Annotated in this window: 15 protein-coding genes; all 15 read left to right on the top strand. The window is 53.5% G+C overall.

Annotated features, from left to right (window positions below; genetic code table 11):
• Nucleotides 1-101 precede the first annotated feature (101 nt).
• The 15 genes from asnC (at nucleotide 102) to glmS (ending at nucleotide 15682) form a co-directional block, all read left to right on the top strand.
• Entirely contained in the window at nucleotides 102-560 is a 459-nt protein-coding gene (gene asnC, locus CW267_RS09065; RefSeq protein WP_002882510.1) for a transcriptional regulator AsnC, read from the top strand.
• A 98-nt stretch (nucleotides 561-658) separates the two neighbouring features.
• The gene (gene mioC, locus CW267_RS09060; protein ID WP_008806716.1) at nucleotides 659-1099 is read left to right on the top strand and encodes an FMN-binding protein MioC; all 441 of its coding nucleotides are present in this window, start codon (nucleotides 659-661) and stop codon (nucleotides 1097-1099) included.
• A 381-nt stretch (nucleotides 1100-1480) separates the two neighbouring features.
• Nucleotides 1481-3370 (top strand): tRNA uridine-5-carboxymethylaminomethyl(34) synthesis enzyme MnmG, encoded by a 1890-nt coding sequence (gene mnmG / locus CW267_RS09055; RefSeq protein WP_012543302.1) that lies wholly within the window; start codon nucleotides 1481-1483, stop codon nucleotides 3368-3370.
• 116 nt (nucleotides 3371-3486) lie between these two features.
• The gene (rsmG, locus tag CW267_RS09050; RefSeq protein WP_100781514.1) at nucleotides 3487-4110 is read left to right on the top strand and encodes a 16S rRNA (guanine(527)-N(7))-methyltransferase RsmG; all 624 of its coding nucleotides are present in this window, start codon (nucleotides 3487-3489) and stop codon (nucleotides 4108-4110) included.
• Nucleotides 4111-4726: 616 nt separating this feature from the next.
• The gene (gene atpI / locus CW267_RS09045) at nucleotides 4727-5107 is read left to right on the top strand and encodes a F0F1 ATP synthase subunit I (RefSeq protein ID WP_008806719.1); all 381 of its coding nucleotides are present in this window, start codon (nucleotides 4727-4729) and stop codon (nucleotides 5105-5107) included.
• A gap of 8 nt (nucleotides 5108-5115) precedes the next feature.
• Nucleotides 5116-5931 carry a F0F1 ATP synthase subunit A gene (atpB, locus tag CW267_RS09040; RefSeq protein WP_012969241.1) on the top strand — a complete coding sequence of 272 codons (816 nt, stop codon included), beginning with the start codon at nucleotides 5116-5118 and terminating at the stop codon, nucleotides 5929-5931.
• Between the two features lie 48 nt (nucleotides 5932-5979).
• Nucleotides 5980-6219 carry a F0F1 ATP synthase subunit C gene (gene atpE / locus CW267_RS09035; protein ID WP_000429386.1) on the top strand — a complete coding sequence of 80 codons (240 nt, stop codon included), beginning with the start codon at nucleotides 5980-5982 and terminating at the stop codon, nucleotides 6217-6219.
• Between the two features lie 50 nt (nucleotides 6220-6269).
• Nucleotides 6270-6740 carry a F0F1 ATP synthase subunit B gene (gene atpF / locus CW267_RS09030; protein ID WP_004107293.1) on the top strand — a complete coding sequence of 157 codons (471 nt, stop codon included), beginning with the start codon at nucleotides 6270-6272 and terminating at the stop codon, nucleotides 6738-6740.
• 14 nt (nucleotides 6741-6754) lie between these two features.
• Nucleotides 6755-7288: a F0F1 ATP synthase subunit delta gene (gene atpH / locus CW267_RS09025; RefSeq protein ID WP_004202307.1), complete on the top strand. Its 534-nt coding sequence runs from the start codon at nucleotides 6755-6757 to the stop codon at nucleotides 7286-7288.
• Nucleotides 7289-7300: 12 nt separating this feature from the next.
• A complete protein-coding gene (gene atpA, locus CW267_RS09020) occupies nucleotides 7301-8842 on the top strand; it encodes a F0F1 ATP synthase subunit alpha (protein WP_012543303.1) in 1542 nt (513 codons plus the stop codon).
• A 50-nt stretch (nucleotides 8843-8892) separates the two neighbouring features.
• A complete protein-coding gene (gene atpG / locus CW267_RS09015; protein WP_008806722.1) occupies nucleotides 8893-9756 on the top strand; it encodes a F0F1 ATP synthase subunit gamma in 864 nt (287 codons plus the stop codon).
• Between the two features lie 26 nt (nucleotides 9757-9782).
• Nucleotides 9783-11165 (top strand): F0F1 ATP synthase subunit beta, encoded by a 1383-nt coding sequence (gene atpD, locus CW267_RS09010; protein ID WP_008806723.1) that lies wholly within the window; start codon nucleotides 9783-9785, stop codon nucleotides 11163-11165.
• A gap of 20 nt (nucleotides 11166-11185) precedes the next feature.
• The gene (locus tag CW267_RS09005) at nucleotides 11186-11605 is read left to right on the top strand and encodes a F0F1 ATP synthase subunit epsilon (protein ID WP_008806724.1); all 420 of its coding nucleotides are present in this window, start codon (nucleotides 11186-11188) and stop codon (nucleotides 11603-11605) included.
• Nucleotides 11606-12298: 693 nt separating this feature from the next.
• On the top strand, nucleotides 12299-13669 hold the full coding sequence (gene glmU / locus CW267_RS08990) for a bifunctional UDP-N-acetylglucosamine diphosphorylase/glucosamine-1-phosphate N-acetyltransferase GlmU (RefSeq protein WP_016162025.1): 1371 nt from the start codon (nucleotides 12299-12301) through the stop codon (nucleotides 13667-13669).
• A 183-nt stretch (nucleotides 13670-13852) separates the two neighbouring features.
• Entirely contained in the window at nucleotides 13853-15682 is a 1830-nt protein-coding gene (glmS, locus tag CW267_RS08985; RefSeq protein ID WP_008806727.1) for a glutamine--fructose-6-phosphate transaminase (isomerizing), read from the top strand.
• The last annotated feature ends 126 nt before the right edge of the window (nucleotides 15683-15808 follow it).

The following is a 15808-nucleotide window of genomic DNA, read 5'->3' as shown; positions in this document are numbered from 1 at the left end:
CGCAATACAATAATCAATCAATAAAAAGCCGCATCGACTTTTAATTCATCAAAATATGACGCTAAAATAGCAAGAACCCTCAAACTTCATAAGAAAAAGATATGGAAAATTATCAGATCGACAATCTGGACCGCGGCATTCTCGATGCGCTGATGGCCAACGCCCGTACCGCCTATGCCGAACTGGCTAAACAGTTCAGCGTCAGCCCGGGCACCATTCATGTGCGCGTCGAAAAGATGAAACAGGCGGGTATCATTACCGGTGCGCGCATTGACGTCAGCCCCAAGCAGCTGGGCTATGATGTCGGCTGCTTTATCGGCATTATTCTCAAGAGCGCCAAGGACTACCCTTCCGCCCTTGCCCGCCTGGAAAGCCTGGAGGAGGTCACCGAGGCTTATTACACCACCGGCCACTACAGCATCTTTATTAAGGTGATGTGTAAATCCATCGATGCCCTGCAGCAGGTACTTATCAACAAGATCCAAACAATTGATGAAATTCAGTCCACCGAGACGCTGATCGTGCTGCAGAACCCGATCATGCGTACCATCAAGCCCTGATCGCTTTTTTTAATCCCACATTTTTCCACAGGTAGATCCCAGCTCGCTCACAGCGTACAATACGCCACTCTGAACAGTTGAGCGGGCGATCGGCGATCATGGCAGACATTACACTTATCAGCGGCAGCACCCTGGGCAGTGCGGAATATGTAGCAGAGCATCTGGCGGAAAAGCTGGAAGAAGCCGGCTACAGCACTGAAATCCAGCACGGTCCGCTGGTTGACGATCTGCAGGCGGAAGGGATCTGGTTAGTTATCTCTTCAACGCATGGCGCCGGCGACATTCCCGACAACCTGGTTCCCTTCTATGACGCATTGCTGGAGCAGAAGGCCGATCTTTCCGCCGTGCGCTTTGGCGCCATCGGGATCGGCAGCCGCGAATACGACACCTTCTGCGGGGCGATCGATAAATTAGAAGCAGCATTGAAGGCCAGCGGCGCAAAACAGATCGGCGAAACGCTGAAAATTAACGTACTGGAACATGAAATTCCGGAGGATCCAGCGGAAATCTGGCTGGGATCCTGGAAAAATTTGCTCTGAGAATTGTAAAGATCGTCGGATCTTCTGTGGATAACCATGCTTAAAAGCTTGGATCAACCGGTAGTTATCCAAAGAATAACCGTCGTATGGTTTTTGTGCTGTGTATAACCCTTCATTTTGATCCCAGCTTATACGGACCAGGATCACCGATCATTCACAGATAGTGATCCTTCTTAAGCTTTTGATCTTACATCGTGGATCCGACTTATCCACAAAGAGAGTCGATCCTAATAAGAGATCACAATAGAACAGATCTCTATATAAAGATCTTCTTTTTAATACTCAGGATCCCGGAGTCTTTCTCAAAAGACCAAAGCCGAGTAGAATCCACGGCCCGGGCTTCAATCCATTTTCAAACCGCGTTATGCGAGGCAGATCACCATGTTTTATCAGGATCCTTTTGACGTCATTATCATTGGCGGGGGTCATGCAGGCACTGAGGCCGCGATGGCCGCAGCGCGAATGGGCCAACAAACCCTGCTTTTGACACACAATATCGACACGCTGGGGCAGATGAGCTGCAACCCGGCGATTGGCGGCATTGGGAAAGGACACCTGGTAAAAGAAGTGGACGCACTCGGCGGATTGATGGCAACCGCGATCGATCAGGCGGGTATTCAGTTTAGGATACTAAACGCCAGCAAAGGGCCCGCGGTACGTGCCACTCGCGCCCAGGCAGACCGCGTGCTGTATCGTCAGGCGGTACGCACCGCGCTGGAGAACCAGCCGAACCTGATGATCTTCCAGCAGGCAGTGGAAGATCTGATTGTTGAAAACGATCGCGTCGTGGGCGCCGTCACCCAGATGGGCCTCAAATTCCGCGCTAAAGCGGTGGTGTTGACCGTCGGGACCTTCCTCGATGGCAAAATCCATATTGGTCTGGACAACTACAGCGGCGGGCGTGCCGGCGATCCGCCGTCAATTCCACTGTCTCGTCGTCTGCGTGAGCTGCCGCTGCGCGTAAGCCGCCTGAAAACCGGAACCCCACCGCGTATTGACGCCCGCACCATCGATTTCAGCGTGCTGGCGCAACAGCACGGCGATAACCCAATGCCGGTCTTCTCGTTCATGGGATCCGCGGATCAGCATCCGCGCCAGGTGCCGTGCTATATCACCCACACCAACGAGAAAACCCATGACGTGATCCGTAATAACCTCGATCGCAGCCCAATGTACGCTGGGGTGATCGAAGGGATCGGGCCACGCTATTGTCCGTCGATCGAAGACAAAGTCATGCGCTTTGCCGATCGCAATCAGCACCAGATCTTCCTTGAACCGGAAGGCCTGACCTCAAACGAAATTTATCCGAATGGTATCTCCACCAGCCTGCCGTTTGATGTGCAAATGCAAATCGTCCGCTCAATGCAGGGGATGGAAAACGCCCGGATCGTCCGTCCCGGCTACGCCATTGAGTACGATTTCTTCGACCCACGCGATCTGAAGCCAACGCTTGAGAGCAAATTTATTCAGGGTCTGTTCTTCGCCGGCCAGATCAACGGTACCACCGGTTATGAAGAAGCTGCGGCTCAGGGGCTGCTGGCCGGTCTTAACGCTGCCCGCTTCTCTGCGGAAAAAGAGGGCTGGGCGCCGCGTCGCGATCAGGCTTACCTCGGCGTGCTGGTGGATGACCTGTGCACTCTGGGTACCAAAGAACCGTACCGCATGTTTACCTCCCGTGCCGAATATCGTCTGATGCTGCGCGAAGATAACGCCGACCTGCGCCTGACCGAACAGGGGCGTGAGCTGGGTCTGGTGGACGATGAACGCTGGGCGCGGTACAACGAAAAGCTGGAAAGCATTGAACGTGAACGTCAGCGTCTGAAATCGACCTGGGTGAACCCGCAGGCAGAGAGCGCCGCCGAAGTGAACGCTCACCTGACGGCGCCGCTGTCGCGTGAAGCGAGTGGTGAAGATCTACTGCGTCGTCCGGAAATGACCTACGAACAACTGATTCAGCTGTCGCCGTTCGCACCGGGACTGGAAGATCAGCAAGCGGCCGAGCAGGTAGAGATCCAGGTGAAGTATGAAGGTTACATCGCGCGCCAGCAGGATGAGATCGAGAAACAGCAGCGTAATGAGAATACCGTGCTGCCGGCGACACTCGATTACCGCCAGGTCACCGGGCTGTCTAACGAAGTGATCGCCAAACTGAACGACCATAAGCCGTCGTCGATAGGGCAGGCGTCACGCATTTCCGGGATCACGCCGGCGGCGATCTCTATTTTGCTGGTCTGGCTGAAAAAGCAGGGGATGCTGCGCCGCAGCGCCTGATTGCGGCCGCCTGCCTGCGCTGATTTCACTGTTGCATAATCAGCGTTCGCCTTTATCATTCATAGCCCGGTAAGCGTTAGCGCCTCCGGGCTCATTATTTTTTGAAGGTACAGACTGTGCTCAACAAACTTTCTCGTCTGCTGGATGAAGCGGGTATTTCGCTCACCGATCACCAGAAAAACCAGCTGGTGGCCTACGTCGGGCTGCTCGATAAGTGGAACAAAGCCTATAACCTGACCTCCGTTCGCGATCCGAATGAGATGCTGGTGCGTCATATCCTCGACAGCATCATCGTGGCGCCTTATCTGCAGGGCTCGCGCTTTATCGATGTCGGGACCGGACCGGGGCTCCCTGGCATTCCACTGGCCATCGTGCGTCCGGAGTCGCATTTCACCCTGCTCGACAGTCTCGGCAAGCGCGTGCGCTTCCTGCGTCAGGTGCAGCATGAGCTGAAGCTGGATAATGTCACCCCGGTGCAGAGCCGCGTGGAAGCCTTCCCGGCCGAACCGCCGTTTGACGGTGTGATAAGCCGCGCCTTCGCATCGCTCAATGATATGGTGAGCTGGTGCCATCATCTGCCGGCAGCGAACGGTCACTTCTATGCACTCAAAGGGTTAGCGCAAAAAGACGAAATGGAAAACCTGCCGGAAGGATATGCCATTGCTGAGGTGATTGAGCTGCATGTTCCTCAGTTGGAAGGGGAGCGACACCTGGTGGTGATTCAACCAAAATCGCGTTAATTTTTATCAAAAAATGTGGAAAAAATGTCGCCCGCGGATGTTACAAAAATAAAGGTCACTCCGCGATATTATCGGGCTGCATTTAACCATGTTTTTACTATGGCTTTTCTTGCAGTTAACTTAGCGTAAGTGATTCACTGACAAAATAGTCAACTTTGAAAATATCAGTGTGCTAAAAATCGACACAGATAAACAGCATAGTGATGTTAAATTTTTATTATAAATGTCAATAAAAGGTTTTTATTGTATGTGAGGTTGTTTTAGATAATGTCCTCACTTTTTATCTTGAATATCAAAAGCATGAAAAATAGTGTTTTATGTCCTTGATTCATTAAAGGGCGCTTGAAATGTTTATTATGTGATCTAATGCACGCTTTAATTGCCGTGTTTCCACGTTATTTGCAGTTTTGTATGACTGCTCACAGAACGCTGAAATGCACGGAAAGTTGTCCGTTGGAAAATAATTAAACATTTATTCACTATTTTGCTACTTATTGTTTGAAATCACGGGGCGTCACCGTATAATTTGTCCGCTTTTTGATGCTTGACTCTTCGTCTTAAAGGACGTTTTATACGACACGCGACATACCTCAAAGGGAGCAGGAGTAAAAACGTGATGTCAGTGTCGCTCTTGAGTCGAAACGTTGCTCGCAAGCTTCTGTTTATTCAGTTACTGGCAGTAATAGCAAGTGGACTGCTGTTCAGCCTCAAAGACCCCTTCTGGGGCATTTCCGCAGTATGCGGCGGTTTGGCGGTGGTTTTGCCGAACCTGATGTTTATGATTTTTGCCTGGCGTCATCAGGCGCATACACCAGCAAAAGGCCGTGTGGCCTGGACCTTCGCCTTCGGTGAAGCCTTCAAGGTGTTGCTGACCTTCGCCCTTCTGGCGATGGCGCTGGCTGTTTTAAAAGTGGTATTTATGCCGCTGATCGTGACGTGGGTTTTGGTGCTGGTGGTACAAGTTCTGGCGCCAGCTGTAATCAACAACAAAGGGTAAAAGGCATCATGGCTTCAGAAAATATGACGCCGCAGGAATACATAAGTCACCATCTGAACAACCTTCAGATTGACTTGCGTACTTTCTCGCTGGTGGATCCGCACAACCCCCCGGCCACCTTCTGGACGCTCAACATTGACTCCATGTTCTTCTCGGTGGTTCTCGGTCTGCTGTTCCTGGCCATGTTCCGTAGCGTTGCTAAGAAAGCGACCAGCGGCGTACCAGGGAAATTCCAGACCTTCATCGAAATGATCATCGGCTTCGTCCATGGCAGCGTCAAAGACATGTACCATGGCAAGAGCAAGGTTATCGCGCCGCTGGCGCTGACCGTGTTCGTCTGGGTCTTCCTGATGAACCTGATGGACCTGCTGCCAATCGACCTGATTCCTTATATCGGCGAACACATTTTCGGCCTGCCTGCACTGCGCGTGGTTCCGTCTGCCGACGTGAACATCACCCTGTCGATGGCGCTTGGCGTGTTCATCCTGATTATTTTCTACAGCATCAAAATGAAAGGCGTAGGTGGGTTCGTTAAAGAACTGACCATGCAGCCGTTCAATCACTGGGCGTTCATTCCTGTCAACTTAATCCTTGAAGGGGTAAGCCTGCTGTCCAAACCGGTTTCTCTCGGTCTGCGACTGTTCGGCAACATGTATGCCGGTGAGCTGATTTTCATTCTGATTGCTGGTCTGTTGCCGTGGTGGTCACAGTGGGTTCTGAATGTGCCTTGGGCCATTTTCCACATCCTGATTATTACGCTGCAAGCCTTCATCTTCATGGTTCTGACGATTGTCTATCTGTCGATGGCGTCTGAAGAGCATTGATTTTTACCAACACTACTACGTTTTAACTGAAACAAACTGGAGACTGTCATGGAAAACCTGAATATGGATCTGCTGTACATGGCTGCCGCTGTGATGATGGGTCTGGCGGCAATCGGTGCTGCGATCGGTATCGGCATCCTCGGAGGTAAATTCCTGGAAGGCGCAGCGCGTCAACCGGATCTGATTCCTCTGCTGCGTACTCAGTTCTTTATCGTTATGGGTCTGGTGGATGCTATCCCGATGATCGCTGTAGGTCTGGGTCTGTACGTGATGTTCGCCGTCGCGTAGTAAGTTGTTAGAAACCTAAGCCACAGAGTTAATTAAAGAGGTATTGTGCTGTGAACATGAACGCAACAATCCTCGGCCAGGCCATCGCGTTTGTTATCTTCGTATGGTTCTGCATGAAGTACGTATGGCCGCCTTTAATGGCTGCCATCGAAAAACGCCAGAAAGAGATTTCTGACGGTTTAGCTTCTGCAGAACGCGCTAAGAAAGATTTGGACCTTGCACAGGCCAACGCGACCGACCAGCTGAAAAAAGCGAAAGCGGAAGCCCAGGTAATCATTGAGCAGGCGAACAAGCGTCGCTCTCAGATTCTGGACGAAGCTAAAGCTGAAGCAGAACAGGAACGCACCAAAATCGTTGCACAAGCGCAGGCTGAAATTGATGCTGAGCGTAAACGTGCACGTGAGGAGCTGCGTAAGCAGGTCGCTATCCTGGCTGTTGCTGGCGCCGAGAAGATCATCGAACGTTCCGTGGATGAAGCTGCTAACAGCGACATCGTGGATAAACTTGTCGCTGAACTGTAAGGAGGGAGGGGCTGATGTCTGAATTTGTAACGGTAGCTCGCCCCTACGCCAAAGCAGCTTTTGACTTTGCCGTCGAACACAACAGTGTTGAACGCTGGCAGGATATGCTGGCGTTTGCCGCCGAAGTGACCAAAAACGACCAAATGGCAGAGCTTCTCTCCGGTGCTTTGGCGCCGGAAACGCTCTCAGAAGCGTTTATCGCTATCTGCGGTGAGCAACTCGACGAAAACGGCCAGAACCTGATTAAGGTGATGGCGGAAAACAATCGTCTGAAGGTGCTCCCGGACGTTCTTGAGCAATTCATTCACCTGCGCGCGGCCAGTGAGGCCATCGCAGAGGTAGAAGTAATATCTGCCAACCAACTGAGTGATGAACAGCTTGCCAGGATCGTCAGCGCGATGGAAAAACGTCTGTCACGCAAAGTTAAGCTGAATTGCAAAATCGATAAGTCTGTTATGGCAGGTATTATCATCCGTGCGGGTGATATGGTCATTGATGGCAGCGTACGCGGCCGTCTTGATCGCCTTGCAGACGTCTTGCAGTCTTAAGGGGACTGGAGCATGCAACTGAATTCCACCGAAATCAGCGAACTGATCAAGCAGCGCATTGCTCAGTTCAATGTTGTGAGCGAAGCTCATAACGAAGGTACTATTGTTTCTGTAAGTGACGGTGTTATCCGCATCCACGGCCTTGCCGAATGTATGCAGGGTGAGATGATCTCCCTGCCGGGTAACCGTTACGCTATCGCATTGAACCTGGAGCGTGACTCCGTTGGTGCCGTGGTGATGGGTCCGTATGCTGACCTCGCCGAAGGCATGAAGGTTAAATGTACTGGCCGTATCCTGGAAGTTCCGGTTGGCCGTGGCCTGCTGGGCCGTGTGGTTAACACCCTGGGCGCGCCAATTGATGGTAAAGGTCCGCTGGAAAACGACGGTTTCTCCGCCGTAGAAGCGATCGCACCGGGCGTCATCGAACGTCAGTCCGTCGATCAGCCGGTACAGACCGGTTATAAATCCGTTGACGCCATGATCCCAATCGGTCGTGGTCAGCGTGAACTGATCATCGGCGACCGTCAGACCGGTAAAACTGCGCTGGCTATCGATGCCATCATCAACCAGCGTGATTCCGGTATCAAGTGCGTCTATGTTGCTATCGGCCAGAAAGCGTCCACCATCTCTAACGTGGTGCGTAAACTGGAAGAGCACGGCGCGCTGGCTAACACCATTGTGGTGGTAGCGACTGCATCCGAATCTGCTGCACTGCAATACCTGGCGCCATACGCGGGTTGCGCAATGGGCGAATACTTCCGCGACCGCGGTGAAGATGCGCTGATCATTTACGATGACCTGTCTAAACAGGCTGTTGCTTATCGTCAGATCTCCCTGCTGCTCCGTCGTCCGCCAGGACGTGAAGCCTTCCCGGGCGACGTATTCTACCTCCACTCTCGTCTGCTGGAGCGTGCTGCGCGTGTTAACGCCGAATACGTTGAAGCTTTCACCAAAGGTGAAGTGAAAGGGAAAACCGGTTCTCTGACCGCACTGCCGATTATCGAAACGCAGGCGGGTGACGTTTCCGCATTCGTTCCGACCAACGTAATCTCCATTACCGATGGTCAGATCTTCCTGGAAACCAACCTGTTCAACGCCGGTATTCGTCCTGCGGTTAACCCGGGTATCTCCGTATCCCGTGTTGGTGGTGCAGCGCAGACCAAGATCATGAAGAAACTGTCCGGTGGTATCCGTACCGCACTGGCGCAGTATCGTGAACTGGCAGCGTTCTCCCAGTTTGCATCCGACCTTGACGATGCAACGCGCAAACAGCTGGACCACGGTCAGAAAGTGACCGAACTGCTGAAACAGAAACAGTATGCGCCGATGTCCGTTGCGCAGCAGTCTCTGGTTCTGTTCGCAGCAGAACGTGGTTACCTGGCTGATGTAGAACTGGCGAAAATCGGTAGCTTCGAAGCCGCTCTGCTGGCTTACGTCGACCGTGATCACGCTCCGCTGATGCAAGAGATTAACCAGTCCGGTGGCTATAACGACGAAATCGAAGGCAAGCTGAAAGGCATCCTCGATTCCTTCAAAGCAACCCAGTCCTGGTAACGTCTGGCGGTCTGTCTTAGGGCAGGCCGCAAGGCATTGAGGAGAAGCTCATGGCCGGCGCAAAAGAGATACGTAGTAAGATCGCAAGCGTCCAGAACACGCAAAAGATCACTAAAGCGATGGAGATGGTCGCCGCTTCCAAAATGCGTAAATCGCAGGAGCGTATGGCGGCCAGCCGTCCTTACGCAGATACTATGCGCAAAGTGATTGGTCACCTTGCGAACGGTAATCTGGAATATAAGCACCCTTACCTGGAAGAACGCGACGTTAAGCGCGTGGGCTACCTGGTGGTGTCGACCGACCGTGGTCTGTGCGGCGGCTTGAACATTAACCTGTTCAAGAAACTGCTGGCGGAAATGAAAGCATGGTCCGATAAAGGCGTTCAGTGCGACCTCGCAATGATCGGCTCTAAGGGCGTCTCTTTCTTTAACGCCGTTGGCGGTAACGTGGTTGCACAGGTGACCGGTATGGGGGATAACCCCTCCCTGTCCGAACTGATCGGCCCGGTAAAAGTGATGTTGCAGGCCTATGATGAAGGCCGTCTGGACAAGCTGTACGTTGTCAGCAACAAATTTATTAACACCATGTCTCAGGTTCCGACGATCACTCAGCTGCTGCCGTTACCGGCATCAGAAGACGCTGATCTGAAACGTAAATCCTGGGATTACCTGTACGAACCCGATCCGAAAGCGCTGCTGGATACCCTCCTGCGTCGTTATGTCGAATCTCAGGTCTATCAGGGCGTGGTAGAAAACCTGGCCAGCGAGCAGGCCGCACGTATGGTGGCGATGAAAGCCGCGACCGACAATGGCGGCAGCCTGATTAAAGAGCTGCAGTTGGTATACAACAAAGCTCGACAGGCCAGCATTACTCAGGAACTCACCGAGATCGTCGGTGGTGCATCCGCGGTATAACCAGGTTAATTCGTAGAGGATTCAAGATGGCTACTGGAAAAATTGTCCAGGTAATCGGCGCCGTAGTTGACGTCGAATTCCCTCAGGATGCCGTACCGCGCGTGTACGAAGCTCTTGAGGTGCAGAATGGTAAAGAAGTTCTGGTGCTGGAAGTTCAGCAGCAGCTCGGCGGCGGTATCGTTCGTACCATCGCCATGGGTTCTTCCGATGGTCTTCGCCGCGGTCTGGAAGTAAAAGACCTCGAGCACCCAATCGAAGTCCCGGTAGGTAAAGCAACACTGGGTCGTATCATGAACGTACTGGGTCAGCCGGTCGACATGAAAGGCGACATCGGTGAAGAAGAGCGTTGGGCTATCCACCGCGCAGCACCTTCCTATGAAGAGCTGTCCAGCTCTCAGGAACTGCTGGAAACCGGTATCAAAGTTATCGACCTGATGTGTCCGTTCGCGAAGGGCGGTAAAGTTGGTCTGTTCGGTGGTGCGGGTGTAGGTAAAACCGTAAACATGATGGAGCTGATCCGTAACATCGCGATCGAGCACTCCGGTTACTCTGTGTTTGCGGGCGTCGGTGAGCGTACTCGTGAGGGTAACGACTTCTACCACGAAATGACCGACTCCAACGTTATCGATAAAGTATCCCTGGTGTACGGCCAGATGAACGAGCCGCCGGGAAACCGTCTGCGCGTTGCGCTGACCGGCCTGACCATGGCTGAGAAATTCCGTGACGAAGGTCGTGACGTTCTGCTGTTCGTCGATAACATCTATCGTTACACCCTGGCCGGTACTGAAGTATCCGCACTGCTGGGTCGTATGCCTTCAGCGGTAGGTTATCAGCCGACTCTGGCGGAAGAGATGGGCGTTCTGCAGGAACGTATCACCTCCACCAAAACCGGTTCTATCACCTCCGTACAGGCGGTATACGTACCGGCGGATGACTTAACTGACCCATCCCCAGCCACTACCTTTGCTCACTTAGATGCAACCGTAGTACTGAGCCGTCAGATCGCTTCCCTGGGTATTTACCCGGCCGTTGACCCGCTGGACTCCACCAGCCGTCAGCTGGATCCGCTGGTTGTTGGTCAGGAACACTACGACACCGCGCGTGGCGTTCAGTCCATCCTGCAGCGTTATCAGGAACTGAAAGATATCATCGCCATCCTCGGTATGGACGAACTGTCTGAAGAAGACAAACTGGTGGTAGCTCGCGCACGTAAGATCCAGCGCTTCCTGTCCCAGCCGTTCTTCGTAGCAGAAGTCTTTACCGGTTCTCCGGGCAAATACGTGGCGCTGAAAGACACTATCCGTGGCTTTAAAGGCATCATGGAAGGCGAATACGATCACCTGCCAGAGCAGGCGTTCTACATGGTCGGTTCCATCGACGAAGCCGTGGAAAAAGCCAAAAAACTTTAACGCCTTAATCGGAGGGTGATATGGCAATGACTTACCACCTGGACGTCGTCAGCGCAGAGTTACAAATGTTCTCTGGTCTGGTCGAAAAAATCCAGGTAACGGGTAGCGAAGGTGAACTGGGTATTTACCCGGGACACGCGCCGCTGCTCACCGCCATTAAGCCTGGTATGATTCGCATCGTTAAACAGCACGGTCATGAAGAGTTTATCTATCTGTCTGGCGGCATTCTTGAAGTGCAGCCTGGCAGCGTGACCGTTCTGGCGGATACCGCAATTCGCGGTCAGGACCTCGACGAAGCGCGAGCGCTGGAAGCGAAACGCAAAGCCGAAGAGCACATTAAGAGCTCCCATGGCGATGTGGATTACGCTCAGGCGTCTGCGGAACTGGCCAAAGCGATCGCTAAACTGCGCGTTATCGAGTTGACCAAAAAAGCGATGTAACACCGGCTTGAACGTAAAAAGCCAGTCTGGTTTCCAGGCTGGCTTTTTTTATGGCTAGCGGCTGGCGAGTGGATAAAGTGAAAACAGGATCCACCCTTAATTGTTATTGATTAGTTAAATGATGAGGCGTAGACTCTATTTTTGTGATGTATGTCACATAAAAGAGCGTTATCAACCGCACCTGCGTCAGGAAATCATCATGAAACTGTTCCATAAAATCATCGCCAAATTCAGCGTACTGAGCTTCTAAGCCACGCGCTATTCCCCGGCTTGCACGACGTATCGCCCATCAAAACGACAACACTGGCGATGTGCAACCGGTAAATGAAGGTCACCTGACGGTGGCCTTTTGTATTTTATTGATGCCACCAATCACTTCAGCTCTCCCCTGCCTGCGGCTGATTTACACTCAGTCGGCTCATCTCCTGTTAATCTCCGCCAATAGGGCCGCGCTCTGCCGCTTTATTCAGGTGGCGAAAAAACAGCAAAAGCAGTGAGATAGTCAATGATTACCCTCCCCACCCCCCTTTTTCAGCGTTAAACTGATTTGCAGTGGTTAAAAATAGCGTCATAAAATGGTGTATAACCGCGAGCCTGGGCGTTTTCTCCACGTCTCGTTTTATGATGAAAAATATGTAGAAATTTCAACGTGAAAGGCTTTTACTTTCCGTTCTAACTACCGTCAGGATGAGTATGTCAAATAGTGCGATGAGCGTGGTTATCCTTGCCGCAGGCAAAGGGACCCGCATGTATTCCGATCTTCCTAAGGTGCTGCATACCCTGGCCGGGAAGCCAATGGTGCAGCATGTCATTGATGCCGCTAACGATTTAGGCGCATGTGCGGTGCATCTGGTGTACGGTCACGGTGGCGATCTGCTGCGTCAGACCCTCCATGAAGACAACCTGAACTGGGTGCTGCAGGCCGAGCAGCTCGGAACCGGACACGCCATGCAGCAGGCAGCACCCTTCTTCAATGATGATGAAGACATCCTGATGCTCTATGGCGACGTGCCGCTGATCTCGGTTGAGACGCTACAGCGCCTGCGCGCCGCGAAACCACTGGGTGGCATTGGTCTGCTGACGGTGAAGCTGGATGACCCAACGGGCTACGGCCGCATTACCCGTGAAAATGACCAGGTGACGGGCATCGTTGAGCACAAAGATGCCAGCGAGGCCCAGCGCCAGATCCAGGAAATCAACACCGGGATCCTGATCGCCGGCGGAGCAGACCTCAAGCGCTGGCTGGCGAAGCTCACCAATAACAACGCTCAGGGCGAATACTACATCACCGATATCATCGCCATGGCGTATCAGGAAGGGCGCGAGATCGTCGCGGTGCATCCGCAGCGCCTGAGCGAAGTCGAAGGCGTCAACAATCGCCTGCAGCTTGCGCGCCTGGAGCGCGTCTACCAGGCTGAGCAGGCAGAAAAATTACTGCTGGCGGGCGTGATGCTGCGCGATCCGGCACGTTTCGATCTGCGCGGCACGCTGCAGCACGGGCGTGATGTGGAGATCGATACTAACGTTATTCTGGAAGGCAACGTGGTGTTGGGCGATCGTGTGAAAATCGGCGCTGGCTGCGTGATCAAAAACAGCACCATCGGCGATGACTGCGAAATTAGCCCCTACAGCGTGGTGGAAGATGCCCAGCTGCAGGCTGCCTGCACCATCGGCCCATTTGCCCGTCTGCGTCCGGGCGCCGAACTGCTGGAAGGCGCCCACGTTGGTAACTTCGTGGAAATGAAAAAAGCGCGTCTCGGGAAAGGCTCCAAGGCGGGTCATCTGACCTATCTGGGCGATGCGGAGATCGGTGATAACGTCAATATCGGCGCCGGCACCATCACCTGCAACTACGATGGTGCGAACAAGCATAAAACGATTATTGGCGATGATGTCTTTGTCGGCTCGGATACCCAGCTGGTGGCGCCCGTCACGGTAGGCAACGGCGTCACTATCGCCGCCGGGACCACCGTCACGCGCAATATCGCCGATAACGAACTGGTGTTGAGCCGCGTACCGCAGGTCCACAAACAGGGCTGGCAGCGTCCGGTGAAGAAGAAATAATTTGGATTATCGCCGGGGAAATATGCCCGGCGAACCAGGATGAGAGGGTCAATATAGACCCCCGTCCGCAGGCAGTACCATAACAATAACCCCACTCTCTACAAGGCTCGGGGCGCCCGGAAAACGGGCAAATACAGGTCAGCGACAACGCATGGCATATCGCCATTATCAGGAAATTTAACTATGTGTGGAATTGTTGGCGCAGTCGCGCAGCGTGATATTGCTGAAATCCTTCTCGAAGGTTTACGTCGTCTGGAATACCGTGGGTATGACTCTGCCGGTCTGGCGGTGGTCGACAGCGAAGGTCATATGACCCGCGTGCGTCGCTTGGGTAAAGTTCAGATGCTGGCTCAGGCGGTAGAAGAGCAGCCGTTACATGGTGGTACCGGGATCGCCCATACTCGCTGGGCGACGCACGGCGAACCGTCCGAGAGCAATGCGCATCCGCATGTTTCTGAACACATTGTGGTGGTCCATAACGGGATCATTGAGAACCATGAGCCGCTGCGTGCCCTGCTGCAGTCTCGCGGCTATGTCTTCGTCACCGAGACCGATACCGAAGTTATCGCCCATCTGGTGCACTGGGAGCTGGAACAAGGTGGTACCTTGCGTGAAGCCGTGCTGCGCGCTATTCCACAGCTGCGCGGCGCCTACGGTACGGTGATCATGGATACCCGTGACCCGGGAACCCTGCTGGCGGCTCGCTCCGGTAGCCCGCTGGTGATTGGCCTGGGAATGGGCGAAAACTTTATCGCTTCCGACCAGCTGGCATTGCTGCCAGTGACCCGCCGCTTTATCTTCCTCGAAGAGGGCGATATTGCCGAAGTCACTCGCCGCTCGGTGGTGATTTTCGATAAATCTGGCGCGGAAGTGAAACGCCAGGAGATCGAATCCAATCTGCAGTATGACGCTGGCGATAAAGGTATCTACCGCCACTATATGCAGAAAGAGATTTTCGAGCAGCCGAACGCGATTAAGAACACCCTGACCGGGCGCATCAGCCATGGCGAAGTGGATCTCAGCGAGCTGGGGCCGAACGCCAATGAAATGCTGGCTCAGGTTGAACATATTCAGATTGTTGCCTGCGGGACTTCCTATAACTCCGGGATGGTCTCCCGTTACTGGTTCGAAGCATTAGCCGGCGTCCCATGCGATGTAGAAATCGCCTCGGAATTCCGCTATCGCAAGTCCGCGGTGCGTCGCAATAGCCTGATGATCACCCTCTCCCAGTCGGGTGAAACCGCCGATACCCTGGCGGCGCTGCGTCTGTCGAAAGAGCTGGGCTATCTCGGCTCGCTGGCTATCTGCAACGTACCGGGCTCGTCACTGGTGCGTGAGTCCGATCTGGCGCTGATGACCAAAGCCGGAACGGAAATCGGCGTGGCCTCGACCAAAGCCTTTACCACTCAGCTAACCGTGCTGTTGATGCTGGTGGCGAAGCTGGCGCGACTGAAAGGTCAGGATGCGTCTATCGAGCATGATATCGTGCACGGCCTTCAGGCCCTGCCGAACCGTATCGAGCAGATGCTCTCCCAGGACAAGCGTATTGAGCAGCTGGCGGAGCGTTTCTCTGATAAGCACCATGCGCTGTTCCTTGGCCGCGGCGATCAGTACCCGATCGCCATGGAAGGGGCGCTGAAGCTGAAAGAGATCTCCTACATTCACGCGGAAGCCTATGCGGCGGGCGAGCTTAAGCACGGCCCGCTGGCGCTGATTGATGCGGAAATGCCGGTGATTGTGGTGGCGCCGAACAACGAGTTGCTGGAAAAACTGAAATCCAACATCGAAGAGGTTCGTGCCCGCGGCGGTGAGCTGTATGTCTTCGCCGACGGTGAAGCCGGCTTCAACGGTAGCGACAACATGCACATCATCGAGATGCCGCATGTCGAAGAGACGATCGCCCCTATCTTCTATACGGTACCGCTGCAGCTGTTGGCTTATCACGTCGCGCTGATCAAAGGCACTGACGTTGACCAGCCGCGTAACCTGGCGAAATCGGTAACGGTTGAGTAAAACCATCATTACTTGCAAAGGGCTGCCGGCGGCGGCCCTTTTTATTTTCACCTGCTGTTTATTACCGAACTTGCGCGAAATATTTTGGCTGGCGGTAGGTGACAAACGAACGTTTTGCGGTCCGAT

The organism is Klebsiella sp. X1-16S-Nf21 (assembly GCF_002837615.1).
GTDB classification, from domain to species: domain Bacteria; phylum Pseudomonadota; class Gammaproteobacteria; order Enterobacterales; family Enterobacteriaceae; genus Klebsiella; species Klebsiella variicola.
Note: the sequence above shows the minus strand (reverse complement) of the source record. Positions and strands in the feature narration are given on the sequence as shown.